The organism is Parundibacterium terreum, assembly GCF_014636315.1.
Classification (GTDB): Bacteria; Pseudomonadota; Gammaproteobacteria; order Burkholderiales; family Burkholderiaceae_D; genus Undibacterium; species Undibacterium terreum.
This window is the reverse complement of sequence record NZ_BMED01000001.1, coordinates 728,685-752,083: the sequence shown is the minus strand read 5'-3', so window position 1 is coordinate 752,083 and position 23,399 is coordinate 728,685. Positions and strand designations below refer to the sequence as shown.

Here is a 23,399-nt window from a genome sequence, read left to right as displayed (position 1 = left end):
GATGTGACTACCTATGCCTGGTTCTGAAGAACAGGGGGAAATATGAGGTGCTGGACGCAGTGCAGGATATGGATGGGCATGGCGCTCTGCTGTCTGCCAGCCTATGTGCCGGCTCAGACCTTGCCAGGCCCCTTGCTTCCCCTCCCTCAGGTGCAGGCACCCGCGGTTAATAATGGCAGGTTCGAGGGCAGCTTGCAGGTGGAGTGGCTGCCAGATGAAACACATATGCTGGTGCTGGCCCCATTTGATTTTATCGATCCGTCCGGCCTCACCTGGAGCGTTGGCCGCGGCAATATTGTTGACGGTAGTTGCCTTCCCGGTCTTGCCTGGACGTTGATGCGCGAACCCTTTGATGATAAGTATCGCGAGGCATCCGTCATCCACGATGTGGCATGCCATGATAAAGAGGGAGACTGGGAAGCGGCAGATGCCGCCTTCTACCATGCATTGCTGGCCTCGGGCGTGGACAAGCCGGTTGCGCGGCTTCTGTATGCCGTGGTTTATCATCTGGGACAGCGCTGGGATACACGGCTGGAACTGAAAAACATTCCAGCCTCGCGTGCGCAGATTGAGGCCAACAGGCTGTTGCAGCAACTGCCTGCCAGCAAAGATGCCAAGTTGACCCTTATCCCCGCCAAGCAGAATGCCGCAGAACTGGCGGCACATCAGCCTGCCAAGGTGAGCGTGCTGGTGACGGCAGCCGCCGCCAGGCGTACCATCAGCGAGGTGGATTTTGTGTTGTTGCGGCTGGCCCTGGAAAAGCGTGAGACTTCCAGCCTGGGGCCGATGACGCTGGAAGAGATCAGAAATTTTCAGGCCGGAAAATAAGAGGCTGTTGAAAAATTACCCTGGCGTTGTTGCTCCCCCTAGCCGGTGCAGTAGGGGCTTCGAGCAGCATGCTGCTCGCCTACGTAACGGTATTGCCTTACCAGGCAATACTCTTTCCCTATAGGGACAAAGGGGCTAAAGCACTGTCTTCGTCAGCGGCGCCTAGCCAGGCTAATTTCGCAACAGCCTCTAAATGCCCATACCCACTAGACGCCGGGCTATTCGCTGTTATTTATTGCTGACGGCATCCAGCTTCATGCGTAGCGGGAATTCCATTTCGCATGCCTTGCCGCCGCAAATGGCGGGCTTGTATTGCTGCAGCATCAGCACGGCGGAAGCGAATTTACTCATTTCCTGGCTAGGCGATTGCAGTACTTTGACCGATTCCGCCTTGCCTTCGGTGTCGATGACAACGTCCATCAGCAGCTCGCCTGTCACCGCCATTTGCTGCTGCGCATCTGCAATGGATTTATAGATGGAGCGGGTTCCTTGCAGGGGATAGGGCGGTTCCTGATCTGCTTTCAGTTGCAGGTATTGCGACCTTATATTGCGGACCTGTTCCGGACTGAGTTCCTGATAAGGCTTGTCATAGGCGGTGATGGCGTCGGCGATGATGTCTCGCCTGATCGGCGATGTGCTGTCCTTGGCGTCTTCAGGGATCGCAGGCAGTTTGGGCAAGTCATACAGATTATTGGCTGCTGCCACCAGCACGCCGTCCTGGAAAGTTCCTTCATAGCGGTTGCCGCTGGGCGCATGCAGCAGCACGCCCGGTCCATCGTATTTGCCCAGTTTCCAGTTGCCTTCATAGCTGCTGCCATCGGGATAGTCCGCCTTGCCGGTGCCATCGCGGTCGCCGGCCTTGAATTCGCCCACATACAGCGTGCCGTCCGAATATTTCATGCGGCCTTTGCCTTCGAATTTTCCTTCTTTCAGCAAACCCTGGTACAGGGCACCGCTGGCGTAGCTGAATTTTCCCATGCCCTCATACTGGTTGTGCGTCCATTCTCCCTGGTAGCGGTTGCCGTTGGCATACAGAGCGATACCTTCGCCGTCACGCGCGCCATTTTTGAAATCGCCTTCATACAGCGTGCCGTCCGCATATTGCAGGTGGCCCTGGCCCTCGAATTTGCCCAGTTTGAACGAACCTTCATAAATGGTGCCGTTGGTGTACACCATGGTGCCGGTGCCGTCGGGCTGCCCCTGTTTCCAGCCGCCTTCATAGCGATTGCCATTCGGGAAGATGGCTTTACCGCTGCCACTACGCTCGCCGCCTGAGAACTCTCCTTCGTACAGCATGCCATTGGTGTACCTGATGATGCCTTTGCCCTCAGGCAGATTATTTTTCCACCCGCCGCGATAGCCGGCGCCGTTGGCGCCGGTGGATTCAACCTCGCCGACAGGTTCGCCGTGGTCAAAGGTGGCGATCAGTTTGCTGCCGTCCGTCCTGGTCAGCGTGCCTTTGCCATGATAGACGCCATCCTTGAATTCACCCGCATAACCGCTGCCGTCATTAAAAACATAGATGCCCGTGCCATCGGACAAGCCTCGCACCAGCGTGCCCTCGTAGCGGGAAACCGGCTTGCCTTGTTCAAGCCATTGCAGTACGCCGCTTCCATCAGCAAAGCCATCCTTGCAGGAGCCGCTCCAGGTAATGCTTTCCTGCGGCTGCGGATGGGGATTGGCTACACGGCATGCCACATCGCCTATGTAGGACATGGAGTCAGCAGCAAATACCGGTGCGCCAGCAAATAGCAAGGGGATAAGGCAAATAAAGAACTGTGTCTGTTTCATTGATTTCATCGGTTCTGGTATCGATTCGGCTGGAGGAAAAAACATTGATGCAAAGAGTCTGCAATTCACTGAAACAGACAATAACAAAAATCCTGATTCCGTGCCGGAATACATCCGGTACCGCGCCCTGCGGGCAAGCTGCAGAGCGTGTATGCTGGCCTGCATATCTGCTTTGTCATTGCCGGGTTCCCTCATGAAAACCAGCCTCTGCGTTTTAAGCCTCTTCCTGTCAGCCCTGCTGATGGCGGTAATGCCGCTGCAAGCGGCAGCACAGGATACTGAAAGCCGCCTGCGGGAAGCGATTCGTGACGGTAATCCCACGATACTGAAAGTGCAGGGCGCGACTATCCGGGTGGTTTTTGCCGAAGGCAAGACAGTATTGTCCAAAGAGCAGATACTGGATTGGGTGCGTACCGATGCGCAGACAGTAGCGAAGTATTATGGCGCCTTTCCGGTACCCGAGCTGGGCTTGCTGCTGGTGCCGGTAGCCGGCGGAAAAATCAATCAAGGCGTTACTTATGGCGACGGCATGCCCGTGATCCGGGTAGGCATAGGCCGGGATGCCGATGCGGCCACGCTGGAGCGGGACTGGGTCATGGTGCACGAAATGGTGCACCTTGCTTTTCCTTTGATGCCGCGCAGGCATCACTGGCTGGAAGAGGGGATAGCGACATATGTTGAACCGCTTGCGCGGGCGCAGGCCGGCCTGCTGCCGCCGGAAAAAGTATGGGGTGACCTGATGCGCGACCTGCATCAGGGTTTGCCGGCCGATGGCGACCAGGGCCTGGACAATACCCATACCTGGGGGCGCACGTATTGGGGCGGCGCCCTGTTTTGCCTGATGGCAGAATTGCGCTTGCGTGAGCAAACCAATAATCGCTTTGGCTTGCAAGATGCTTTGCGCGGTATCAATCGCGATAGCGGCGGCATGGCGCACGAGTGGCCCATTTTGCGGGCCTTGAAGGCGGGCGATGCGGCGACCGGAATGCAGGTACTGAGTGATCTCTACGCGGAGATGGCCAACAAGCCGGTAACGCCGGATTTGCCCGTGCTATGGGCCAGGCTTGGAGTGGCGATGGTCGATGGCAAGATCGTATTCAACGACAGGGCAGCCATGGCTGGGATACGGCAGGCAATCACGAGGGCTCGTTGATATCTCCGGCACTAGCGGTTCTGCTTCTTCGTTATGAACGACATTGAGCGTGTCATGATGGAGAAATATTCCGGCCTTATACTAGCGCCTGTCTCACCAGTTTTCCTAAGGAATTGGATTCGACCCGCAGCGCAAGCTGGCGGGTCTTTTTTTTTTGCCTTGTTTTTGAGCAAGAGAAATAAAGCCTTATGAATCAGGGGTGTAGCAAGCCATTTCGCCACTTATCCACAGGATTGTTAACATAGGATGTGGGTAAGTGAGAGGCCGCAGCAGCCTATTTCAAGATCAGCTCGCGGACGAGTTCGCTGCCGAGTATGTCGCGCCATTCGTTGCGGTCTATGGTTTCCTTGTTTTGCTGGCCCGTGCTGCCGCTGACTTGTTTGCTAATGCTTTCAAATTGCTCCGATTTATCCAGGGTCGCCATATTCGGATAGGTCACCACCAGGATCAGGTCTGGATCTGATGGCTTGCGCGGGCTGGCGCCAAAAACGTTATAGCTCAGTATCAGGCCCGCTTTTTTATAGGCTTCCATTTCTTTTTTATACTTCAGATCAAGAAATTTTACGTAGTCATCAAAATGCCCTAGCTTGGTTTTGACATAGGTGACTTCACTGACGGGGCCGTCTTTATAGTATTTAACGTCATCAGCATGGGCAATATTGCAAAACGCAAACATGGCAGCCAACAGCAGCATCGTGCTCTTCATTTTTATTCTCCCTGAGTGGTTTCTTCATTTAATGAGCGCCCTTGATGGGCAATCCAGTCTTGTAAGAAATGATCTGGATATCAATGTCACTGTGCTAAGTGTGTGAATTATCAGGCAATGGAATAGGCTGTAGCATTCATAGGGATATGCGAAAACCATGAATCCTTGCAGATTCAGTGCTTCGGAGTAAGGGGGCGGATCCAGGGAGCCCGCCGTAGCGGGCGTTTGTTCAGACTGCTGAGATCAGGAGCGGATTTGATCGTTCAGATGAGTGATGGCATAGCGTTTCTCATCGATTTGTTTGACCACGTCAGCGGTCAGCAAGCTGGGAATGCCGGGCTCTTGCTCCAGGTCCCATTGGCGGGAATGTACTTGCCAATCAGTACCGGTGACTTCCTCGGGCAAAAGCTTGCCTGTAGGGACTGCTAGATAGGAATATTTATTGCCGCTTTCGGCGCGACGGTATAAATCAACAATCATGGTGGCTCCCTTGAATAAACCGCCTGACTAAATTGCCAGGATAAAAGACTGCAATGAAGATACGGCGCATGCAGGCTCGGGCTTCAGCTTGGCGCTGAATTACAGCATAGGCGATTTGGAAGCGACTTTCTGCTTGATGAGCAGATTAAGTCATTGATTTCATTGATTGAAATCTGGACCTTGATGCGCGGGGAAGCACAAGGCTAGTTGCGCGCGATGTCCATTGCGGGATTTTTCGATTGTGCAGATATCCCGCCGGTGCCGGCATGCCCGCGCTCCATGGGGAGGCGCAGGCATTGGCTGGTAAAGCTTATTTCATGGCGCTGGCTTCAGCCTTGGACTTCTTGTAGGCGGCTTCTGCATCGGCCTTAGCCATTTTTTCCTTGGCATCAGCGTCTTTGTTGCAGGCTTTTTTAGCGTCGCCGTCGAGTTTTTTGCACTCGGCTTCAGATGCTTCGTGTTCACCTTTTATTTTTGCCTTGGCTGCTTTGTAATCGCCCTCAGCCCTTTCCTTTACTGCCTTGGCATCTTGTTTCGCATCGTCTGCAATCGCATGCACGTTCATCGACATCGCGAACAGACCTGTCAGTATCACGGGTATTAATTTTTTCATCGTATGACTCCTCAAAGGTGGATGTTGCCCGAATGTTTCCGCTGCACTAATTCGTCCTGCAATCACTGGAATTCGGGAAACGTGCGACAGTGAATTAGTGTTTCCACAATAAGCAGCTATGCAAACCGGCTCCGTGCGCCAGCGCACAAAAAAGGGCGCTAAATGCGACCCTGCCCATGGCAAAGGCCTTCCTGCATCAGCGCAGTATGGTGATTTCCTGCCTATGAGCGCTGGCGTACCGTCATGTTTTTTCTAGTGGATTAATCTGGTGTTTCAGTGAACAAGGAGATGAGCATGCCATTGAATCCACCCAAATATGAAACACTGCAATATGTGATTGCTTTTACGCCGCGCACCGTGGCGGCCCTATTGTCCAATCAGGCTATGGATGGAGAATCCGTGGCGCTCGACTTTCACGTGGATGGAGAACCGCATGCGATGGCCGGAGGCAGCGGCCAGCGCCATGGAGACAATGGCTTCATCGCCAGCGTGGAGGTCGGTGGAGAGCCGCAGAACCATGTGTGGAACTTCGATTTGCTGACGGACCGTGCACGATTGCATCTGGAAGATGCGAAAGCGCTACCTTGATTTTTCTGATGAATGGGTGCGATTTGTAAATTTGTAAGCCGGCCCTCGCTTTGAGATAAACCTGAAGGATGGATTATGCAGTCGCATATGGAATTTCTGGGAAGCCTGCCGCAATTTCACCTGCAAGGACAGACCGCCGTCCATCTGCGTACAGGCATGCAAGTCAGTGTTTGTCCCGGCGGGATGGATATCGATGGAGAACAAGTCACGGCCGTAAAGCTGCACTGGCCTGGGCAAGCCGGCGAGGATGCGCTTGTCGTTCCTGCTGAAAAGTTTCTGCATCTGCATGCACTGGAAGCGGGTCTGCTGGATATAGGATCGCGCGACCACTATCTGGGTTTATTCAATACTGCCCGCCAAAATCTCGGCTTGGCTACTCTTGTCGATCCTGCTGAAGCACAGGCAGCTTCGCTCTAGCTGTTTGCTCTGTAGCTGGAGGTATTCAGCAGCTACACGCATTCTGCAAATATATGACAGATTGACATTGAAAAATTGGCAATGAAGTTGTAGCATCAGCCGGCATCTGCCTATGCTGGGCGGACAACGGAGGAAGCCATGCCAAAAAATATCATCGTTTGTGCCGATGGCACCTGGAACGGGCCTGCTGTTGCCGGCGGTCCGGAGCCCATAGATGGCAATGACGACAGGGGCGAATTCACAGCGCCGCCGGTGACGAATGTGGTCAAGGTATTTGGCAATCTGATGGGATATTCCATTCCCGCAACCATAGGCCTGGCGGACGAACAGGAGATATCGTATAGCTCTGCTGCTGGCGAAGTATTGCAGGTGGCCAAATACCTGCATGGTGTCGGTGACTCCTCCAATATTTTATATAAGATACTGGGCGGCGCTTTCGGCATGGGCATCATTGCGCGTATCGTGCGCGGCTATACCTTCATCTCCCGCCATTACAAGCCGGGAGATTCCATTCATATCATCGGTTTCAGCCGCGGCGCATACACGGCACGGGCCTTGGCAGGCATGATAGCCAGGGTAGGGCTGCTCAATCCCGCCACCTACGATATCAATGATAAAGAGGCTGCTTACCGGCTGGGTATTGCTGCCTGGGCCAAATCCAAATCGGTTTCCATTTCGCCGCTGAATATCCTGTCGAATATTTCCAATACCTTTGTCAATTTCATCCAGGAATTTGTTGCCACCGGGTTGAGCGCGGCCAGCCTGATCCCTAATGTGCCTATCAAGACCGTTGCGGTCTGGGATACCGTTGGAGCGATGGGTGTGCCGGCCTATATGCAGGGGCAGCGCTACGATCTGTTCCGTTTTGTCGACGACCAATTGAGCCCATTGGTAGAGAATGGTTTCCACGCGATGGCGATCGATGAGTTGCGCATCGATTTTCCCGTCACACAGTGGGCCAAGCGTAATGGCGTCGTGCAGTGCTGGTTTGTCGGCGCCCACGCGGACGTGGGCGGCGGCTACGCAGCGGATCAGTCGCAATTGTCCGACCTGGCCCTGGACTGGATGATCAAACAATTGAAATCCGTCGGCGTCCTGTTCGTGAATCCCCTGCATCCGACTGCCCCGTCAGTACTGGGTGTGCCGGTTCACACGCCCTGGACCAAACCACCGTTCAGTGTGCTGGAGCAATCAGCGAGGAAGGTCGATACTGGGGATTTCATCCATGCCAGTGTGCTTGCCCGCTGGAGCACGGAGAACGCTTATCGCCCTTTGTCCATGCAGGGTTTTCGCAACAAGCCGCCGGGCGACTTCCACATTCTGGAGTAATCCTATACATTGAGAGCCATTCCTTGTCACCGGCGTAGCTTATAGCTTACGGTAGCTGGCTTTACTTCACCTCATCAGGGCAGAGCATGCAAATCGACTTCCATCACGGAGTAACCTATATCGTCGCCCGCCTGGCCGGATTCGGATTCGAAGAGGCCGATATCATTGCCCATAGTGCTCAATATGTGGACGATGCCACCAACAACGGCGAAATATGGTTTGACAATGGCATGTTGTATGAACGCATTGCCTCGGCGCACAAGATGCTCGATTACAATAATATGCAAATGCTGTCCAACCATAGGGTGTGGCTGCCTTTTCATTTCTTGCCCGGCAATAGCAATGAACCCAAGCCGGAATCGCCGCCGTCGCTGGATACCGAAGCATTTGCTCAGCGCTGCGTGTGCCGTCCCAATAGCGCGCCGGCCAAAGAGCTGATGCGCTCAGTGATAGAGCGCCAGGCACGCCGTTATGGCTTATACCGACTGGGGATTGCGGCGCACGTTTTTGTCGATACCTGGGCACACCAGGGCTTTGCCGGTTTCGAGAGCGAACTCAATATCGCGCGCAAACTGCAGGCAGAGAATGATGCGCACCATGAGCAGACATTTGGTGAAAAAGCGCTGGCCCTGTTTGGCATGAACTGGGATGCGACGGTGCAGGGTCTGGTGGGTGCGGTGCTGCCGCTGGGCCATGGTTCCGTGCTCAGCTATCCGGACCGGCCCTATCTGAAGTGGAGTTATCAAAATGCGCGCGGCGAAACCATCGTCCGCGATAATCCCAAAGACTTTGCTGATGCCGCTGCAGAACTGTTCCAGTGGTTTTGCCGCTACCGTGCGTATGCAGAAAATCCTTCCACCGACCTGGATAAAAAATATCCTTTGCCACCGGAATGGCCGACCTTGGTAAAACACTTGAACGACATCAGGGATGAAGATCCCGATGCGCGCCATGTGCGCTGGCTGGACATGGCCAAAGACGGCAGCTTTGGCTTCCATGAGCCGGTAGACTATCTGGAGTCCGGTATAGGTTCATGGAAAGAGATGGCGCTGGGCACCGAAGAAGACATCAATGACAATGAGGATGCCAAATTGCCATTGCCGCCACAGTTTCATAAAAGTCACTGGAAGCTGTTTCATGACGGTCTGCAGGCGCACCGGTTTTATGTATTGCATGAGTTGCTGCCTGAATATGGTATCTTAAGTAGCTGAGACCATCGGGACATTCCGGATCGCCAACGAACATCCATTAAAACCATACAGAGACATGGGCCCCATAGAAAAATTCCTGTTGTTTGTCGCCTTGCCGGTCGTTGTGGCTTCTTCGCTGCTGGAAGCCATGGTCTTGTCGGCTCGCCAGGATTATGACTGGAAGGCGCTGGGCATCTCGCTGTGCGACTTGTTCCTGCGTACCGCGATTGCCATTTTCCTGCCCTTGTCCATCGCAACGCCAGCCGTCAACTATGTGTGGGAGCATCGTCTGATGACGGTGCCGCTGCAGGGATGGCAGGCATTTTTTCTGTTATTTATCGGGCAAGAGTTCTGTTATTACTGGTACCACCGGGCCGCTCATCGCGTGCGCTGGTTCTGGGGTAATCATTCAGTGCACCACTCTCCGAACGAGCTGAATCTGGCGGCGGCCTACCGCATAGGCATCTTCGGCAAGCTGAGCGGCACGGCGCTGTTTTTCCTGCCCCTGATGTGGCTGGGATTCACGCCGGGGGTGGTAGCGGCAACGCTGACACTGAATTTGCTTTACCAGTTCTGGATACATGCGACCTGGATTCCCAAGCTCGGCTGGCTGGAGTACGTCTTCAACACGCCATCGGCGCACCGTGTGCATCATGCCTCCAATCTGGAATACCTGGACGCCAATTATGGCGGCGTGCTGATTGTATTCGATCGCCTGTTCGGTACCTACAGGGAAGAGCGTGCTGAGTTGCCGTGCAAATATGGGCTGGTGCATCCGGTCACCGGTTATAACCTGCTGCGCATAGAGGGTGGCCAGTGGCTATCCTTGCTGCGCGACTTGCTCACAGCACGCAGCCTGCGCGCCTTTTTCGGTTTTCTTCTGATGCCGCCAGGCTGGAGCCCGGATGGCAAAGGGGAGACCACGGAAGACTTGCGCAAACAGCATCAGTCGCAAGCCCACCAAGCCGATCACCTAGCCGCTCATCAAGCCCCTGATCGTGCGGCCATGCCTGCCGGCGGCGCAGTCGCTGAATAAGTTGATCGGCACATAATTCCGGCTCCACGAAGGCAGCACACCGCATTGCCGCCGCCGGAACTTTCCATCCCTTGCCTTGTCTATTTGCCTGTGGCTCCGGTAACTCCTATGCTATTGCGTATGCTGAGTTCGGCAAAAGTGCTCACCATATCCTGTTCACGCGTGAACTGGTATTCAGGCAACAGCACCAGCAGCAATTCCGCCGTGGTGCGCACGATGCAGCCCGCAGCGACATGGCCGCCGCTTACACGGCCCTGGGCGTCGGCGATGGCCATATGCAGGTGTGCGCCATCAACGGAAAGGGAGCCGGCCAGGCTGAGGATTTCCAGGTCGCCACGCAGTTCCGTGGCAGCCGGTGCTCCGGCGAATCGCAGTTGCGCAAGCTTGAGGCTGCCTATGCCCTGTAATACATACGCCGCCGTGACGTCATGGTGTGCCAGCACCTCCTGCAGTGCCAAGCGTAGATCCTGGTCAGGGTGTAGCCTGAGAGGGAGTGGAGTCATAAGAGATGAAGATGATTTCAATTGCTTAAGTCTATCTGGTTTTAGCGGCAATGTTTATCTGGGGTGCAAGACTTGCAATCTGGAATGAGGATTTGACGCATCGCAATATGAAAATGCGCGATATTGATTCATATCATTTCTGGATTGCGATGCTACTATTGCCGAAAATGGGTTCTATAATTAATTGACGGAGATCAGTGTGTAAGCTCATCCGTCTGAGCCGGCAAGATTCTGTACAAGCCGGAAAAGGAGACAGCAAATGAAACCCTGGGCCATCCTGTGTTTGTGCGCATTGCTGAGTGCCTGCGCCAGCCTTGCCACGGTGCCGCGCGCCGATACCGTACTCAATGACAATCTGTTCAAACCTGCTTCCGTTCGCATCAATGCTGCCGATGTATTCGCCCTCAGCGAGGAGATGGTCCATTACGCAGATAACGACATCGCCCGCCTGATACGCACCAAGGGAGCGACCAGCGCCCTGGTCGATGCCCTGTATAACAAGCAGCAGCTTAGGCTGGAGTATGAATCAGCAATGACCCGTAATGCATCTGAGGCATTTGCTTCACGCACCGGCAACTGCTTGTCTCTGGTTATCATGACGGCAGCATTTGCTAAAAAAATGGGCGTCAATGTCGAGTTCCAGAGTGTGTACGTGGAAGAGACCTGGAGCCGCAAGGGGAATATCAATTTCCTGAGCGGGCATGTCAATTTGGCGCTGAGCCGCTCGGCGACGGATTCACGCATAGGCGCCATCGGCGATCCCCCGCTGATCATCGATTTTCTGCCGCCCGACGATGCGCTGGGTTATAGAAGAAAAGCCATTGCAGAGAGCACCATCGTCGGCATGTACATGAATAACCGGGCGGCGGAATCGCTGGCCTACGGCAAGGTCGATGACGCCTACTGGTGGGCCCGCGAGGCCGTGCGGCAGGCGCCGACTTTCCTTGGCGCGTACAACACGCTGGGCGTGATCTACCAGACCCATGGCAACCTGAACGAGGCCGACAGAGTTTTCAGCATGATACTGGAACGCGAGCCCGATAATGTCGCTGCGCTGGCCAACCAGTCCAAACTTTTGCGGCAACTGGGCCGCGATGACGAGGCCAAGATATTGAGTGCCAGGCTGACCAGGATAGAGCCTTATCCGCCTTTCTATTTCTTTGACCGCGGTATTAATGCAATGCGAGAAGGAAATTTCCAGACTGCCAAGGAAATGTTCAGCCGCGAGGTCAGCCGTGCCGCGTATTACCATGAGTTCCAGTTCTGGCTGGGCATTGCCGACCTGCGCCTGGGCGACATGAAAGAGGCCCGCAAGCATTTGACCATTGCACTGGAAAATGGTCCTACGATTGCGGACCGCGACCTGTACTCGGCCAAGCTGGAGCAAATGAAAGCGTACAAGGGCTTCAGGCAAAATTGACAGGATTTACAAAGCACTGCGCCGCCCCAGATGCGCCTGCGGCTCCGGGGTGGTAGCAAGCCACTCAGCAGTCAAGCGTGTGTAGCCGGCAAATATCGTCTATCATAGCGGCCCTACCACGAAAGCAGCGCTTCATGAGCAATCAAGCAACTCCCTCGCCGGATCTGGATGGCGATATTCCCGTTCCCGAAGAAGAAATCAAAACCCAGGAAGCACGGCTATGGTGCGACAAGGGCTGGACCGCGCGCGTGATCAAGAATGACGATGACGAGGGCTGGGCTGTTGCGATGTACCAGGATGGCCAGGCAGAGCCGGCACTGGTCGGCCCCTGGACCATGGGGCGCGACAAGAAAAATCCCAAGCCGCTGGACGCCAATGCTTTTGGCACGCTGGTCAAGACAGCATCTGAAGTGATACGCAGGCATGAGCAGCAATTGCATGCCACGCTGCACAAGAGCCTGTTCATCAACCTGGACTCTGCCACCATCAAGGTCAACCTGGATATTGTGCCGGATGAAGATGATCCGTATGCATTGCTCAGTGCCTACGACGACATGGGCGAGCAACTGGCGCAGGTTAAGGTGGCGGCAAGCTTCAAGCTTAGCCGCTCCAGTGCCGAGGCATGGATAGAAAATGGCTATAGCAAGCCGCGCTGACGGCGACAGGCCCTGGTTTGCACTTTGGTGTATGCTGGCCTGAATTTACTTTCAAAGAATTGAGTTCTCATGAGCACTGATAACGACGATATCCAGCTGAGTGGCCCATTCAAGGCTGCGGACGCATCCGGCAAGACGCATGACATCAAGGGCATACGGATTTTTGACGAAGGCTACGGCATCATTGACGTGTATGTCGATTTCGCTGCCGCATTGGGGCAGGGTAAGCTGTACCAGGACAAGGTACTGGTTGGCCATATCCTGGCAAAGCTGCGCGCATTGGGTTATGTGGGGCCGGACTTCGGGCATGGCGACCTGGGCCTGCAGGACGAAAAACTGATCGTGCTGGAAGCGCCGGAAGAGTTCAATGCTTTTGCCGCGTCCAAGGGCTGGAAAAATCTGGCGGAAGAATTTGAAGACCATCACGCTGCCGAGCAGGATGATGGACATGTCACGCCGGCATCCAGTAATCAGCTGGATGCATTGATGCGCAAGTTCAAGTCTTGAGCAACTTAGGCCGATAGTCTGGCCTAAGTTGTCAATAGGACGGCAACGCGCTTGCTTTCTACAAGCGCATTTAATGGCCACAATTCACCGCTTGCCCGCGAAAAATCCGTTCTCATGCCGGTTCCTTCCGGCTCGCCATTCTGTCCTTGCAGCGTGCTGTTGACGGTGCCGCCTCCGAGTTCCTCGTCTTTACCCGGCTTTACATTTTCATAACCTTATAGCAACAGATGCGAAACATCTGCAAGCTATAGTAGAGGCTCATTTTTGGGGAGCAGGGTTTGAACGACAATAAGAATATACAAGCCAGCCGCCGCCGCGTGCTGGTTTCCGGCATCGCGGGAGCGGGCGTTGCAGTCCTGTCCGCAGCTGAGGCACGTGCTGTGGGCAAGGGTGCCCCAGCGGCCCTGCCGTTGACGGCACAAACAACAGAAGGGCCTTACTACTTCGATGCCAGGCAAGTACGCGCCGATATCACCGAAGGGCTGCACGGCGTGCCGCTGGAAATCAGGCTCACCGTGCTGGATCAGGCTGGCATCCCTTTGAAGGGAATGCGGGTCGATGTCTGGCATTGCAATGCAGAGGGCGTCTATTCTGGCTATGCAGGGCAGGGTGACGGGCGTTCCGTCAGCACCAAAGGCGCGACTTTCCTGCGCGGCAGCTTGGCTACGGATGTACAAGGCATCGCTGCTTTCCGCTCCATCTATCCCGGCTGGTATGAAGGGCGGACGACCCATATCCATTTCAAGGTAATGAGCGCAGACGGCAGCCGGACCATGTTGACCACGCAATTTTTCCTGCCGGACGCCTTGAGCGAATTCTTATATACCAGGCTACCGGATTATCAACGCAGCAGAGTGCGCGAAACCCTCAATAGTAATGACGGCATCGCCTTGATGGCCGGTAGCAGCGTCATCGGCGCAGTGCGCGAAGGCGCGGGGAAGTATGTTGCGAGCTTGTCGGCAGTGGTGGACAAGGCTGCCAATCCGGTAATAGACCGGCCGCCGGCGCCAGGAGAGGGGCCGCCGCCAGGGATGCCGCATGATTTTGCCGGACGTCCGCCAAGCCCGCCTCCGGGCGGCCCAATGGGGGCTAAGGGTGAGATGAAAATGCGGGGACCGCATCCTCACGGCTTTGCGACCGAAGAGGAGCGTATTGCAGCGCTGGTACCTGGGAATGTAAAAAGCTGAAACTGGTGAGTGCAGGCCCGGCCTGTTGTGGGACAGGGCTCTGCCGGTGAATTAGCTTGGGGCTTGCTTTTAGTGCGCTTCTATATCGGCCAGACTTTCGCTGCCGCGAGTGGTGATGTCAAAGCCGCCCTCGGCGCGGGGCACGATATGGCCTTTCTTGCCAAGGAAGTTAGCAACGTCATGGCTCAAAGGAGCCAGTGGGTCTGCCGAGATCGCGCGCAGTCCGTCTATGCAATTCTTGATAAACAGTGTTTCCTTGCCTTTGTCGGTAATGCTGAGACGGCCATCCCTCTCATAGGCGATGAATTTCAGTCCGGCCAGGCGTTTGGCGTTCCTGGCGACACAGGCCGAAGCCCGTCCCTGTTTTGGCAAAGTGCTGATTTGCTGTAGCGCGTCTAGCTCGTCGATGGTCAAACTATTGTTCATGCTGCTTCCTGAAAAAAGAATCCTGATGGGCGCCATGGTACGCGGCAAGTGCTGGACTAGCAAGACTGCCGGGCTGGTGGCCGGGGATTGGGGCTAATTATTTTGTTTAGTTAATATTTCCATATTGCAACTTATGGCTATGCGAGGTAAACTTTCGCCATTCAATATGCATTGACAAGGTAGGGTATGAGTGATTGTCCACGATGCGGGTCAGGCGATCTGCGCCGGCTCCGTCGCACAATCTGGATGAAAATCCTGGGCTTCAGCCGCTATTTCAGATGCCGCGGCTGCGGGCACTTCTTTGTGTTCTGGCTTAAATAAGTCCAGCTTAAATTTCAGCGGCGCGGCGACGGAGCTGCTGCGGTCATTGGGACAGCAAGCTCTTCAGTTCCTCAGGTCTTCAGTTTGAAGGGATTGAAGTTGGTATCCCGGTCGTAATAATCTTCATTCTCCATACGCTTCAAGAACGCCACGATACGGTAAGTCACCGGCGTCATCACAATTTCCCAGCCGGTTTTTAACACGTACTGCGCGAGTATCACGATCAGTAACTGATGGTCGGGCCAGATGCCGTAGAAGGCGATCACATAGAACAGGCTGGAATCCACCAGCTCGCCGCAGACTGTAGAGCCGACCACACGCGCCCATAGCTTGCGGCCTTCCATCGCCACTTTCATTTTCGCCATTACATAGCTGTTGACGAAGCTGCCGCACCAGAACGCAATCATGGAGCCGAAGATGATGCGCGGTGTGTTTCCAAATACGGCTTTCAGATGGGTCTGGTATTCGCTATTGAAGGGATCCGCTGCCGGCGTCAGCGCCAGTACCACTACCGACATCAAGGCTGCAAATGCCATCGCCCCGAAGCCAGCCCAGATCACCCGCCTGTCACGCCCGTAGCCATACACTTCGGTAAGGATGTCACCAAAAATATACGAGATGGGGAAGAACAATACGCCGGCACCGAAAGTGACTGTGCCGAATAAGGGCAAGGTGACCTGCGCTGCCTTGGCTGCACCAATCAGGTTGGAGCACAGCAGCACCGCGACAAAAGCGGCCATGACGAAATCATAGTATTTATACTGGGCGATGGGACGCGTCATATCGGTGATTTGTTAGCCGGGCAATGAGAGAGTGGTGATTTTATTGTAAACGCAGAAAGCGTGCCCATAGAATTCATTTCTTCCGGTGTAGCTGCGCAACAGGAATTCTGACCGTACCTTGCCGAAGCAACACCCAATAAAAACCCCGCCGCAGCGGGGTAAAGTACGACACTGAGAAGCTTAAATTTTTATGCTTATTTGTTATGCTTGTTTTTGCGCTTACGTGCCGTAGCCAATCCCGCCAGGCCTATGCCGAGCAGCGTGAGTGATGCAGGTTCCGGTACATCGCTGCGGTTGGAAAGACCGACCACGATGTTGTCTACTTCAAAGGCGATCCCTGTGGTCCTGAATGCAAAGGCGGTGAATTGCTGGTCTGCCGCAAAATCAAGATTTACATACACATTGGAGCCAGGTTGAGTCTGGTTGCCGGAGTTGCCGCTGGCGGCAGCGAGCACTTGGGTGCCGGTCAGGGAGCCGATTTCGGTAAAGCCTATGGACACATTGCCGGTATAAAAAATCAGGTCGTTGTAAGTATCGATAGAGCCGTAGTACAGGCCCAGGTAGGAAATTTTTACGCCGGGAGCGAGGAAGTTATTGTAGTCCACCAGTATCTGCGCATTGGTGCCGGCAACGCGGGGCTCAGGGCCGGGGCCGAAGCCGTAACAGGTATTGTCACCGGCGGGATTGGCGCCGGATGAGGTATTGCCGGTCTGTACCGCAAAGCTGCCTTGCGTGACCGTGACTGCAACGCCACCGCCTATGGAATTGATGGCGCAGCCGTGGTTTTGCTGGATGCCGATATTCGGGGCCGTTGCATTGCCGCCGTCCGCATTCTGCCCCGCATAAAAGCTAGGGCCTGCAGGGAAGTCCGTATTGCGTGTGGCGGAATCGAAGGTCTCCACAAAATAGCCGCTCGCGGTTGTCGGCATATTATTGGCGTTAATTCTGGAGCTGGTGAGACCTGAGCCATCAGTCGCGACCTGTCCGCCAAAAGTAATCGCCAGCGGTGAGGCTTGCGCCGGTATTGTTGAAAGTGCCGCGATAGCCAATGCAGTTGCAGTGATCAGATTTTTCATTTTTGTCTCCACCGAATTTTGACGTGAGGGTGGCCTCACTGCGATTTCACCGCAATGACATTACCCTCTGTCAACCTTACAGCAATAAGAGTGCCACATGAAAATATCCATATAAATCATATGCTTATAATGTTTTATATTGTATTGATGCAATAGGTGTAAAACATGCCGACACTTTCAGACGCGAAAAATAGTGTCTTATCAATAGAGTTGATTGTTTTCACAATGGTTTGAAGCAGGGCTTTCCCTATTCTGTTAAATATTGACTATGTAATCGCAAAGAAATCTGTAAAAGATATGGCGCGGATGTAAGAAATTCCGGCAACGGACGACCAAGCAGCATGGGATTTGAATTTGAGCGAGTTGAACTGTATGACAATCCGGAGGCAGGCATGATGAGCAGGCAGCGCAGGACGTTCTTGAGTTTGGCGGCAGTGGCCGGCGGGGTTGCGGCATTGCGCGGCTTGTTGTTTGGCGCATCGGCAAACGCAGCGCAAAGCACGGATGCTGTTTATGAGGTGACGCACAGCGACGCGGAGTGGCGCAAGCTGTTGACGCCAACACAGTACTCGGTATTACGCAAGGCAGGGACTGAGTATCCTTTTTCCAGTCCGCTGGACCATGAAAAGAGGGCAGGCATATTTTCCTGTGCCGGTTGCGCCTTGCCCTTGTTTTCATCGCGCACAAAATTCGATAGCGGCACCGGCTGGCCCAGTTTCTGGGCGCCACTGGAAAACGCGGTACTAAAGAAGCGCGATATTACGCTGGGCATGGTCAGGGATGAAGTATTGTGCCGCCGCTGCGGTGGACACCTAGGCCACGTTTTTGAAGACGGCCCCAAGCCTACCGGGCTGCGCTACTGCATGAACGGCATTGCGATGAATTTCGCAGCAGGCGCCGACATGCCGAGACAAAGCAAGATCACGTTGCCTGTGTACGATAGCAAGGGAAAGATGACATAAATGAAACAGCGCGACCGGAAAAGCTTAAAATGAAAACATCATGACATTGGACGATTTTTCATTTCACCGGAGATGCTGTGCAAGGATATCTGGATAAATTCATCCATCAATTGAGCCGGTTCACATGGCTGCAAACGGGCACGGCAATTATATTGATATTGATGCTGCGTCATTGGTTGTCGGCATGGTCGTCTTTGCCGCTGGCCGCCATTTTCATTACTACGGTTTTGCTTGCCAAGTATGTGGGTGAATGGTCGCAGACCTGGAAGAATTTTCAAGCGATCAGATATCAGGGTGGTGGACGATTTGCATGCTTTGTTGTATTCCTGCCTGCGCTAATACCTGCGGCGATTAAATTTGAACGCACCATGTGGAGCGCTTTCTTTCATTGGCTGTTTCGCCGGCGACCCGCAAACCGCGAACTCACCCCAATGCCGGGCCTGCCGCTGTATTACCGGAACGGGAACTATCGGCTGGTGTTGATATTTGCATTATTGGCGTGTGCAAGCGATATTCCGGTGTCCGCCTGGCTGGCAGGCCTGTTGCAGCCAGACCCCGCAAAAAGGACTCTCATCCATATCATTGTCCTGGCGGTCAGCTGTTTTTCTATGATATGGGTTATTGCTGATCGTTACCTGGTCAGTGCCAGTTGCCATACGCTGACTGAAGATCATTTACATCTGCGCATAGGAAGCCGATTTCTTGCCGATATCCCGAACGCCTGCATTTTGCATGCAGAGAAAATCGACGTGCCCCAGCGAGTATGGTGCCTGCGCAATAGACGCTCGTCTGCTGACATCATGACTGCTACCCCGATAGACGCCGCTAATCTTGTGTTGATGCTGGATACTGAGAACATGCCGGATATGGAGTATTTCAAACTGCGTTGCAAACCAACTCCCTATCTGATGCTCTATGTAGATGAGCCTGATATCTTGGTCAGGAAATTTGACAGCCAATCCAGGCCGTAGCAGTTCCAGGGGTCTTAGCTGGCGGCTGGCATTCCCACGACGCCGATAGGGCAGCTAACGCCGGTTCCGGCCAGCCCGCAATAGCCGTTGGGATGCTTGGCCAGGTATTGCTGATGCTCGTCTTCGGCGTAGTAGAAATTGGGTTCTGGGCGGATTTCCGTAGTGATCCTGCCGAAGCCCTGTTGGCTGAGCTGCTTTTGAAACAGGGTGCGGCTGGCTTCTGCTGCCGTCAATTGCTGTGCATCGGCGGCGTAGATCGCGGAGCGGTACTGGGTGCCCATATCATTCCCCTGGCGCATGCCCTGAGTGGGATCGTGGTTTTCCCAGAAGGTCTGCAGCAGGCTTTCCAGCGAGCATACCGCCGGGTCAAACACGACCAGCACCGTCTCAGCGTGCCCGGTCTGGCCGGAACAGACTTCGCGGTAGGTCGGGTTAGGGGTCACGCCGCCGCTGTAGCCTGCCGCAGTGGTCATCACGCCGGGAGTATTCCAGAACAGCTTTTCCACGCCCCAGAAGCAACCCATGCCGAACTGTATGTGCGACAGCCCGGGGAAGTTGCCCTGCAGCGGCCGTCCATGCACGGAATGCCTGTTGCGAATCACTAGCGGAGTGTCTCGCCCCGGCAGCGTGTCTTTGGCCTGCGGCATGCGCTGCTTGAAGGCACCTATCCCTGAAAGCATTTTTCCTAGCATTGTTTATTCCTTATGCTTGTCCATTTATTTTAGGCCGGTGCCTTACCTTGCCTTTGCCATGTTGCCCGCCTGCGCTGCTACCAGCACCGGAGTTTCGCGATACACATCTGGATACAGCTTCTTCAGGTTGGCAATCTTGGGCAGGTCGAAGCGGGCAATGTAGCCTGATTCCGGATGCAGGGTCGCATAGTCCTGGTGGTATTTTTCCGCTGCATAAAATGCGCTGAGCGGGCTCAGTTGCGTGACAATTTTTGCCTTGTACAAATGCGTGCCCTCCAATTGGGCGATATAGCGTTCAGCAATCTGCTTCTGGTTCGCATTCTTGTAAAAAATCGCGGAGCGGTACTGGGTGCCGGAGTCGGGATATTGCCGATTCAATTGCGTGGGATCATGGGCGACAGAAAAATAGATCTGCAATAGCTTGCCGTAGGAAATTTGCTGGGGATCATAGGTGACTTGTACCGATTCTGCATGGCCGGTCGTGCCGGAACTGACCCGGTCATAATCCGCATTTTCCTTGGAGCCGCCGGCATAGCCTGATACCGCATTGGCGACTCCCTTGGTATGCTGGAATACGCCTTGTATGCCCCAGAAACAGCCGCCGGCAAATACCGCAGTCTCCTGGATTGCCGTGCCTGCAGCCAGACCCGCGGTGACGGCAGGGGAGGGCGGCGGAATAATAAGCGCTTCCTCAGCCTTGGCCGTGCCCATGGTATAGACGATCGCGGCCGCAGCCAGCGTAACTGCGAGCATGCCTATGCTGGCTTTGCCCAGGGGATGCTCATTTGCTGGCACTTTGCTTTTCATCATGGTGGAACTCCCGGTTGATTGACTAGCGTACACCTAACAGGAGATGCTTGCCGCCGATGGGCAAATGCATCGCTGAGGTTCTGCTATTTAGTCGAGGCTAGGGGAGTATCCTTACAGGCAGCGCAAAGCGGAGCGTGCTGTTCGGGTTGGTCAAGACGCAGAGTCAGGCCAATGAGTGCGCGTTTTGCCTGGCAGCGTTGATATCTTCGGGCGAACAGTGCGTAGCCAGCGATTGATTGACCGCGATTTCATTGTCCATTGAAGTTGCCACAACGGCTGCGCCGAAGAAGTTGTTGTCAACACTGAAAGTGTCGATCAGGCGCAGGCGGCCTTCCTTGTCTTCCGGTAGTTGCAGCACCACCGTCAGATACCTGGATGCTGCAGGAGTGCTAATTCCTTGCACTTGCGCCGTCGGCGCAGGATTGGCTGAGAATTCTTCAGCGGGAAGCGCTTCAGGTTCAGCAGGAATCTGGCGCAGGCTCAGCTCGGCGGCGATCTCCTGTGCCGTGACGACAACGCCGGTATGCGGTTCTGGCCATTTTCGCAAGCCGCCAGTCAGGACCAGCGCTATGCCTCCGGTCACTTCATATTCGGTGGCAGAGATCTTTTCATAGTGAAAGGGCTCCCAGCCCGTTGCGCCATGTTTGCGGATGGCGATGGTTTCCAGCGCCTGTGCAGCGGGGCTGCCAGGGTCCACGTTGCCCATCATGCCCACCGGCAGCATGTAGTCTGGAGGAGTAGAGCTCATGGAAATGCCTTCTCGGTCTGTTCATGCTTTAAAAGGGCGTATTGTAGCGCCTATCCGCTGGAATCCGGCCTTATTCCCCGCTTTGGAATTGTTGCTCGCCTGTTATACTTCAGGTCGCGCTGCTCCCTCGGTTTGGCTTGCTTGGTTTGATAACTGATACAGGCTTGAACAATGACGGGCGTCTCGCATGCTGTTGATATAAATGCCACGCAGATTTTATGAAAAAAATAATTTCCCTACGCTCAGCTATGAATACCGCCGCCGGCACCCGCAAACGCCAGACAGGCTTGCGTCATGCACAAGCATTGATGCTGGCCGGCCTGCTGACAGGGGCGCCGGCATGCTTTGGCCTGGATCTGGAGCAATGGGACATTTTCAACACCGAAGGTGCTACCGCCGGTGCGACTTCCTCGATGCTGGATCCCTCCACAGCGGCTTGCAGCAGCGAGCAAAAAACGGCACTGTCCCTGATGGATGTTGTAGTCAGCTCACTGTGCAATAACCCCAGGACCAAGGCAGCATGGGCGACGGTGCGACTGCAGGCGGCGCAGGTCGGCGTAGCCAAATCGGCCTACCTGCCGACGTTGACTGCAAGCGCGATTGCGGTCAAGGATACATCCAGCAGCCGCGGTTCAGGCTCGACACCGTTTAATGTTGATTCCAATAGTGAATACCAGAACGATACGCTGACATTGAACTGGATGCTGTATGACTTCGGCCTGCGCAGTGCCGCTCTGGAAGCTGCGAAGAAGACGCTGGCCTCGGCGCTGGCCAGCCAGAATACGGCCTTGCAGACGGTATTTTCCAACACCGTCAATGATTATTACAATGCGCTGGTCGCGCAAAAGAATGCACTATCCACGCGCGAGATTGAGGCGGACGCCAAGCGCGTGCTGGATGCGGCCAAATTCCGGGTCGGTGTCGGCGTCGTCCCCATCAGCGACCAGTTGCAGGCGCAAACTTCCTACTCGCAGGCGGTCTACAACCGCAATAAAGCCGAAGGAGCGAGGCAGTCTGCTTTGGGCATACTGGCGATAGATATGGGTCGCCGTCCGAATGCGGTCTACGAACTGGCCGAGCATGATGCCGGCGGCTTGCGCAATACCGATTTTGTGCAATCGGTGGATAAGCTGCTGGAGATTGCGCAGCAAGGCCATCCGTCGCTGCTGGCGGCGCGCGCCGATCTGGAGGCGACCCAGTCCAATGTGAAAGCGGTCAGTGCAGAAGGACGGCCTTCGCTGAGCCTGATCGTACGCGAAAATTACAATACCCAGCCCACCAGCTCAGGCTTCGGCCAGATCTATGTCGGCTCCGTCAACCGCGACAGGTATATAGGGCTGCAACTGAATATTCCTGTCTTTGAGGGCTTTTCACGCACGTATAAAGTCAGGGCGGCACAAGCCCAGGTGGAATCCAAGCAGGCCAGCCTGGCCGATACCGAGCAGCAGGTGGCGGCCAATGTATGGACCCATTACCAGGAGTTGAAGGTCAATACCGACAACTTGCAGACCACGCAGGAAATCCTGGACAGTGCGCAATCGGCATTTGAAGCGGCGGTAGGGCGCTATAAGGTGGGAGTGGCGGATATTGTTGAATTGATCAACACCCAGACCGCGCTGGCGAATGCGCATCAGCAGCGCACCCTCGCATTGGCCGGTTGGCAAAATGCGCGGATACAATTGGCGGCTGCGTTGGGGACTTTGGGGCTGTGGGCGGTACGTTGAACTAAGTGCTGCAGGCTAATCCCAGGGCGGGCTGCCGATTTCTTCTGTCACGCTGTCTATCACTTCCTTGCTCAGGCTGATGGGAGTCATGCTGGAAACCCCGTTGTGCTTGGCATGCTGCGCCAGAATCTCGGGTGCCGCGACAGACTGGGCTGCGAGCGCTTCGCATTGCCTTTCCAATTCTTCCGCTGAAAAACTGGCCTTGGGTTTTCCCAGGCGAATATGATTTTTCGCCTCTGAGTGGATGGAATTATCAAACCTTCGCTCTTTGCGTTCGTCCGCGACCAGCGGCGGGTGCCTGTTCTTATGCCCGCTGCGCCGGTCCTTGAAATCTCCTGCAAACTGACTCTTGTCCGGCCAAAAGACTTTTGGTGGATCTTGCATGCAACCTCCATGAGTACCGGGCGGCTTACAGACCGCCTCTGGATATCTTACCGGTAGTTCATTGATTGCAGAACAGGAATACGGCGTAGCGGTTTGTAG

The 23,399-nt window shown here is 54.8% G+C and carries 26 protein-coding genes; 14 read left to right on the top strand and 12 right to left on the bottom strand.

Annotated elements, in window-relative coordinates; all coding sequences use genetic code 11:
- The first annotated feature begins 78 nt into the window (after positions 1-78).
- The gene (locus IEW12_RS03490) at positions 79-828 is read left to right on the top strand and encodes a DUF1353 domain-containing protein (protein WP_188564573.1); all 750 of its coding nucleotides are present in this window, start codon (positions 79-81) and stop codon (positions 826-828) included.
- A gap of 228 nt (positions 829-1,056) precedes the next feature.
- On the opposite strand, the gene IEW12_RS03485 is transcribed toward IEW12_RS03490, so the two are convergent.
- Positions 1,057-2,619: an energy transducer TonB gene (locus IEW12_RS03485; RefSeq protein ID WP_188564572.1), complete on the bottom strand. Its 1,563-nt coding sequence runs from the start codon at positions 2,617-2,619 to the stop codon at positions 1,057-1,059.
- Between the two features lie 193 nt (positions 2,620-2,812).
- On the opposite strand from IEW12_RS03485, the gene IEW12_RS03480 reads away from it, so the two are divergent.
- Positions 2,813-3,772 (top strand): gluzincin family metallopeptidase, encoded by a 960-nt coding sequence (locus IEW12_RS03480; RefSeq protein WP_188564571.1) that lies wholly within the window; start codon positions 2,813-2,815, stop codon positions 3,770-3,772.
- Between the two features lie 274 nt (positions 3,773-4,046).
- Here IEW12_RS03480 and IEW12_RS03475 read toward each other — a convergent pair whose 3' ends face one another.
- From IEW12_RS03475 to IEW12_RS03465, 3 genes are all read right to left on the bottom strand, one after another.
- Positions 4,047-4,478 carry a hypothetical protein gene (locus IEW12_RS03475; protein WP_188564570.1) on the bottom strand — a complete coding sequence of 144 codons (432 nt, stop codon included), beginning with the start codon at positions 4,476-4,478 and terminating at the stop codon, positions 4,047-4,049.
- Between the two features lie 243 nt (positions 4,479-4,721).
- The gene (locus IEW12_RS03470) at positions 4,722-4,958 is read right to left on the bottom strand and encodes a DUF6139 family protein (protein ID WP_188564569.1); all 237 of its coding nucleotides are present in this window, start codon (positions 4,956-4,958) and stop codon (positions 4,722-4,724) included.
- 310 nt (positions 4,959-5,268) lie between these two features.
- Positions 5,269-5,571 (bottom strand): hypothetical protein, encoded by a 303-nt coding sequence (locus tag IEW12_RS03465; RefSeq protein WP_188564568.1) that lies wholly within the window; start codon positions 5,569-5,571, stop codon positions 5,269-5,271.
- A gap of 294 nt (positions 5,572-5,865) precedes the next feature.
- Here IEW12_RS03465 and IEW12_RS03460 point away from each other — a divergent pair, with 294 nt between their 5' ends.
- The 5 genes from IEW12_RS03460 to IEW12_RS03440 all read left to right on the top strand — a co-directional run bounded on the left by IEW12_RS03460 (position 5,866) and on the right by IEW12_RS03440 (position 10,131).
- Positions 5,866-6,159 (top strand): hypothetical protein, encoded by a 294-nt coding sequence (locus IEW12_RS03460; RefSeq protein ID WP_188564567.1) that lies wholly within the window; start codon positions 5,866-5,868, stop codon positions 6,157-6,159.
- Between the two features lie 87 nt (positions 6,160-6,246).
- A complete protein-coding gene (locus IEW12_RS03455; RefSeq protein WP_188564566.1) occupies positions 6,247-6,576 on the top strand; it encodes a hypothetical protein in 330 nt (109 codons plus the stop codon).
- A gap of 138 nt (positions 6,577-6,714) precedes the next feature.
- Entirely contained in the window at positions 6,715-7,905 is a 1,191-nt protein-coding gene (locus IEW12_RS03450; protein ID WP_188564565.1) for a T6SS phospholipase effector Tle1-like catalytic domain-containing protein, read from the top strand.
- Between the two features lie 86 nt (positions 7,906-7,991).
- Positions 7,992-9,116, top strand: coding sequence for a DUF6765 family protein (locus tag IEW12_RS03445; RefSeq protein ID WP_188564564.1), 1,125 nt, complete (start codon positions 7,992-7,994; stop codon positions 9,114-9,116).
- A 55-nt stretch (positions 9,117-9,171) separates the two neighbouring features.
- Positions 9,172-10,131 carry a sterol desaturase family protein gene (locus tag IEW12_RS03440; RefSeq protein WP_188564563.1) on the top strand — a complete coding sequence of 320 codons (960 nt, stop codon included), beginning with the start codon at positions 9,172-9,174 and terminating at the stop codon, positions 10,129-10,131.
- An 80-nt stretch (positions 10,132-10,211) separates the two neighbouring features.
- Here IEW12_RS03440 and IEW12_RS03435 read toward each other — a convergent pair whose 3' ends face one another.
- Positions 10,212-10,634, bottom strand: coding sequence for a PPC domain-containing DNA-binding protein (locus IEW12_RS03435; RefSeq protein ID WP_188564562.1), 423 nt, complete (start codon positions 10,632-10,634; stop codon positions 10,212-10,214).
- A 259-nt stretch (positions 10,635-10,893) separates the two neighbouring features.
- Here IEW12_RS03435 and IEW12_RS03430 point away from each other — a divergent pair, with 259 nt between their 5' ends.
- From IEW12_RS03430 to IEW12_RS03415, 4 genes are all read left to right on the top strand, one after another.
- A complete protein-coding gene (locus tag IEW12_RS03430) occupies positions 10,894-12,054 on the top strand; it encodes a tetratricopeptide repeat protein (protein ID WP_188564561.1) in 1,161 nt (386 codons plus the stop codon).
- Positions 12,055-12,188: 134 nt separating this feature from the next.
- Positions 12,189-12,710, top strand: coding sequence for a hypothetical protein (locus IEW12_RS03425; RefSeq protein WP_229750896.1), 522 nt, complete (start codon positions 12,189-12,191; stop codon positions 12,708-12,710).
- 69 nt (positions 12,711-12,779) lie between these two features.
- The gene (locus IEW12_RS03420; protein WP_188564560.1) at positions 12,780-13,217 is read left to right on the top strand and encodes a hypothetical protein; all 438 of its coding nucleotides are present in this window, start codon (positions 12,780-12,782) and stop codon (positions 13,215-13,217) included.
- Positions 13,218-13,495: 278 nt separating this feature from the next.
- Positions 13,496-14,404 carry an intradiol ring-cleavage dioxygenase gene (locus IEW12_RS03415; protein ID WP_229750895.1) on the top strand — a complete coding sequence of 303 codons (909 nt, stop codon included), beginning with the start codon at positions 13,496-13,498 and terminating at the stop codon, positions 14,402-14,404.
- Between the two features lie 69 nt (positions 14,405-14,473).
- Here the strand turns inward: IEW12_RS03415 and IEW12_RS03410 are convergent, their stop codons facing one another.
- The 3 genes from IEW12_RS03410 to IEW12_RS03400 form a co-directional block, all read right to left on the bottom strand.
- A complete protein-coding gene (locus tag IEW12_RS03410; protein ID WP_188564559.1) occupies positions 14,474-14,830 on the bottom strand; it encodes a hypothetical protein in 357 nt (118 codons plus the stop codon).
- Positions 14,831-15,222: 392 nt separating this feature from the next.
- Positions 15,223-15,933 (bottom strand): queuosine precursor transporter, encoded by a 711-nt coding sequence (locus IEW12_RS03405; RefSeq protein ID WP_188564558.1) that lies wholly within the window; start codon positions 15,931-15,933, stop codon positions 15,223-15,225.
- Positions 15,934-16,127: 194 nt separating this feature from the next.
- On the bottom strand, positions 16,128-17,009 hold the full coding sequence (locus IEW12_RS03400) for a PEP-CTERM sorting domain-containing protein (RefSeq protein WP_188564557.1): 882 nt from the start codon (positions 17,007-17,009) through the stop codon (positions 16,128-16,130).
- A gap of 395 nt (positions 17,010-17,404) precedes the next feature.
- Between IEW12_RS03400 and msrB the strand changes: the two genes are divergently transcribed.
- Both msrB and IEW12_RS03390 read left to right on the top strand, forming a co-directional pair.
- Positions 17,405-17,971 (top strand): peptide-methionine (R)-S-oxide reductase MsrB, encoded by a 567-nt coding sequence (gene msrB, locus IEW12_RS03395; RefSeq protein WP_188565633.1) that lies wholly within the window; start codon positions 17,405-17,407, stop codon positions 17,969-17,971.
- A gap of 77 nt (positions 17,972-18,048) precedes the next feature.
- Positions 18,049-18,942 carry a hypothetical protein gene (locus IEW12_RS03390; protein WP_188564556.1) on the top strand — a complete coding sequence of 298 codons (894 nt, stop codon included), beginning with the start codon at positions 18,049-18,051 and terminating at the stop codon, positions 18,940-18,942.
- Between the two features lie 14 nt (positions 18,943-18,956).
- Here IEW12_RS03390 and msrA (IEW12_RS03385) read toward each other — a convergent pair whose 3' ends face one another.
- The 3 genes from msrA (IEW12_RS03385) to IEW12_RS03375 all read right to left on the bottom strand — a co-directional run bounded on the left by msrA (IEW12_RS03385) (position 18,957) and on the right by IEW12_RS03375 (position 21,192).
- Positions 18,957-19,634 carry a peptide-methionine (S)-S-oxide reductase MsrA gene (gene msrA, locus IEW12_RS03385; protein ID WP_188564555.1) on the bottom strand — a complete coding sequence of 226 codons (678 nt, stop codon included), beginning with the start codon at positions 19,632-19,634 and terminating at the stop codon, positions 18,957-18,959.
- Between the two features lie 42 nt (positions 19,635-19,676).
- On the bottom strand, positions 19,677-20,441 hold the full coding sequence (msrA, locus tag IEW12_RS03380; protein WP_371874513.1) for a peptide-methionine (S)-S-oxide reductase MsrA: 765 nt from the start codon (positions 20,439-20,441) through the stop codon (positions 19,677-19,679).
- A gap of 166 nt (positions 20,442-20,607) precedes the next feature.
- Positions 20,608-21,192: a hypothetical protein gene (locus IEW12_RS03375; protein ID WP_188564553.1), complete on the bottom strand. Its 585-nt coding sequence runs from the start codon at positions 21,190-21,192 to the stop codon at positions 20,608-20,610.
- Between the two features lie 218 nt (positions 21,193-21,410).
- Between IEW12_RS03375 and IEW12_RS03370 the strand changes: the two genes are divergently transcribed.
- Complete coding sequence (locus IEW12_RS03370) at positions 21,411-22,916, top strand: TolC family protein (protein WP_188564552.1); 1,506 nt, start codon at positions 21,411-21,413, stop codon at positions 22,914-22,916.
- A 15-nt stretch (positions 22,917-22,931) separates the two neighbouring features.
- Here IEW12_RS03370 and IEW12_RS03365 read toward each other — a convergent pair whose 3' ends face one another.
- A complete protein-coding gene (locus tag IEW12_RS03365; protein ID WP_188564551.1) occupies positions 22,932-23,300 on the bottom strand; it encodes a hypothetical protein in 369 nt (122 codons plus the stop codon).
- Positions 23,301-23,399: the final 99 nt, after the last annotated feature.

What these genes read in the sequence shown, in the direction of transcription:
- IEW12_RS03420 (WP_188564560.1), top strand. Translation starts at nt 12,780, where the DNA reads ATGAGCACTGATAACGACGATATCCAGCTGAGTGGCCCATTCAAGGCT.
- msrB (WP_188565633.1), top strand. Translation starts at nt 17,405, where the DNA reads ATGAGCAGGCAGCGCAGGACGTTCTTGAGTTTGGCGGCAGTGGCCGGC.
- IEW12_RS03435 (WP_188564562.1), bottom strand. Translation starts at nt 10,634, where the DNA reads ATGACTCCACTCCCTCTCAGGCTACACCCTGACCAGGATCTACGCTTG.
- msrA (WP_188564555.1), bottom strand. Translation starts at nt 19,634, where the DNA reads ATGCTAGGAAAAATGCTTTCAGGGATAGGTGCCTTCAAGCAGCGCATG.
- IEW12_RS03405 (WP_188564558.1), bottom strand. Translation starts at nt 15,933, where the DNA reads ATGACGCGTCCCATCGCCCAGTATAAATACTATGATTTCGTCATGGCC.
- IEW12_RS03430 (WP_188564561.1), top strand. Translation starts at nt 10,894, where the DNA reads ATGAAACCCTGGGCCATCCTGTGTTTGTGCGCATTGCTGAGTGCCTGC.
- IEW12_RS03485 (WP_188564572.1), bottom strand. Translation starts at nt 2,619, where the DNA reads ATGAAACAGACACAGTTCTTTATTTGCCTTATCCCCTTGCTATTTGCT.
- IEW12_RS03475 (WP_188564570.1), bottom strand. Translation starts at nt 4,478, where the DNA reads ATGAAGAGCACGATGCTGCTGTTGGCTGCCATGTTTGCGTTTTGCAAT.
- IEW12_RS03445 (WP_188564564.1), top strand. Translation starts at nt 7,992, where the DNA reads ATGCAAATCGACTTCCATCACGGAGTAACCTATATCGTCGCCCGCCTG.
- IEW12_RS03410 (WP_188564559.1), bottom strand. Translation starts at nt 14,830, where the DNA reads ATGAACAATAGTTTGACCATCGACGAGCTAGACGCGCTACAGCAAATC.
- msrA (WP_371874513.1), bottom strand. Translation starts at nt 20,441, where the DNA reads ATGAAAAGCAAAGTGCCAGCAAATGAGCATCCCCTGGGCAAAGCCAGC.
- IEW12_RS03470 (WP_188564569.1), bottom strand. Translation starts at nt 4,958, where the DNA reads ATGATTGTTGATTTATACCGTCGCGCCGAAAGCGGCAATAAATATTCC.
- IEW12_RS03375 (WP_188564553.1), bottom strand. Translation starts at nt 21,192, where the DNA reads ATGAGCTCTACTCCTCCAGACTACATGCTGCCGGTGGGCATGATGGGC.
- IEW12_RS03400 (WP_188564557.1), bottom strand. Translation starts at nt 17,009, where the DNA reads ATGAAAAATCTGATCACTGCAACTGCATTGGCTATCGCGGCACTTTCA.
- IEW12_RS03480 (WP_188564571.1), top strand. Translation starts at nt 2,813, where the DNA reads ATGAAAACCAGCCTCTGCGTTTTAAGCCTCTTCCTGTCAGCCCTGCTG.
- IEW12_RS03490 (WP_188564573.1), top strand. Translation starts at nt 79, where the DNA reads ATGGCGCTCTGCTGTCTGCCAGCCTATGTGCCGGCTCAGACCTTGCCA.
- IEW12_RS03465 (WP_188564568.1), bottom strand. Translation starts at nt 5,571, where the DNA reads ATGAAAAAATTAATACCCGTGATACTGACAGGTCTGTTCGCGATGTCG.
- IEW12_RS03365 (WP_188564551.1), bottom strand. Translation starts at nt 23,300, where the DNA reads ATGCAAGATCCACCAAAAGTCTTTTGGCCGGACAAGAGTCAGTTTGCA.
- IEW12_RS03425 (WP_229750896.1), top strand. Translation starts at nt 12,189, where the DNA reads ATGAGCAATCAAGCAACTCCCTCGCCGGATCTGGATGGCGATATTCCC.
- IEW12_RS03460 (WP_188564567.1), top strand. Translation starts at nt 5,866, where the DNA reads ATGCCATTGAATCCACCCAAATATGAAACACTGCAATATGTGATTGCT.
- IEW12_RS03440 (WP_188564563.1), top strand. Translation starts at nt 9,172, where the DNA reads ATGGGCCCCATAGAAAAATTCCTGTTGTTTGTCGCCTTGCCGGTCGTT.
- IEW12_RS03450 (WP_188564565.1), top strand. Translation starts at nt 6,715, where the DNA reads ATGCCAAAAAATATCATCGTTTGTGCCGATGGCACCTGGAACGGGCCT.
- IEW12_RS03370 (WP_188564552.1), top strand. Translation starts at nt 21,411, where the DNA reads ATGAAAAAAATAATTTCCCTACGCTCAGCTATGAATACCGCCGCCGGC.
- IEW12_RS03455 (WP_188564566.1), top strand. Translation starts at nt 6,247, where the DNA reads ATGGAATTTCTGGGAAGCCTGCCGCAATTTCACCTGCAAGGACAGACC.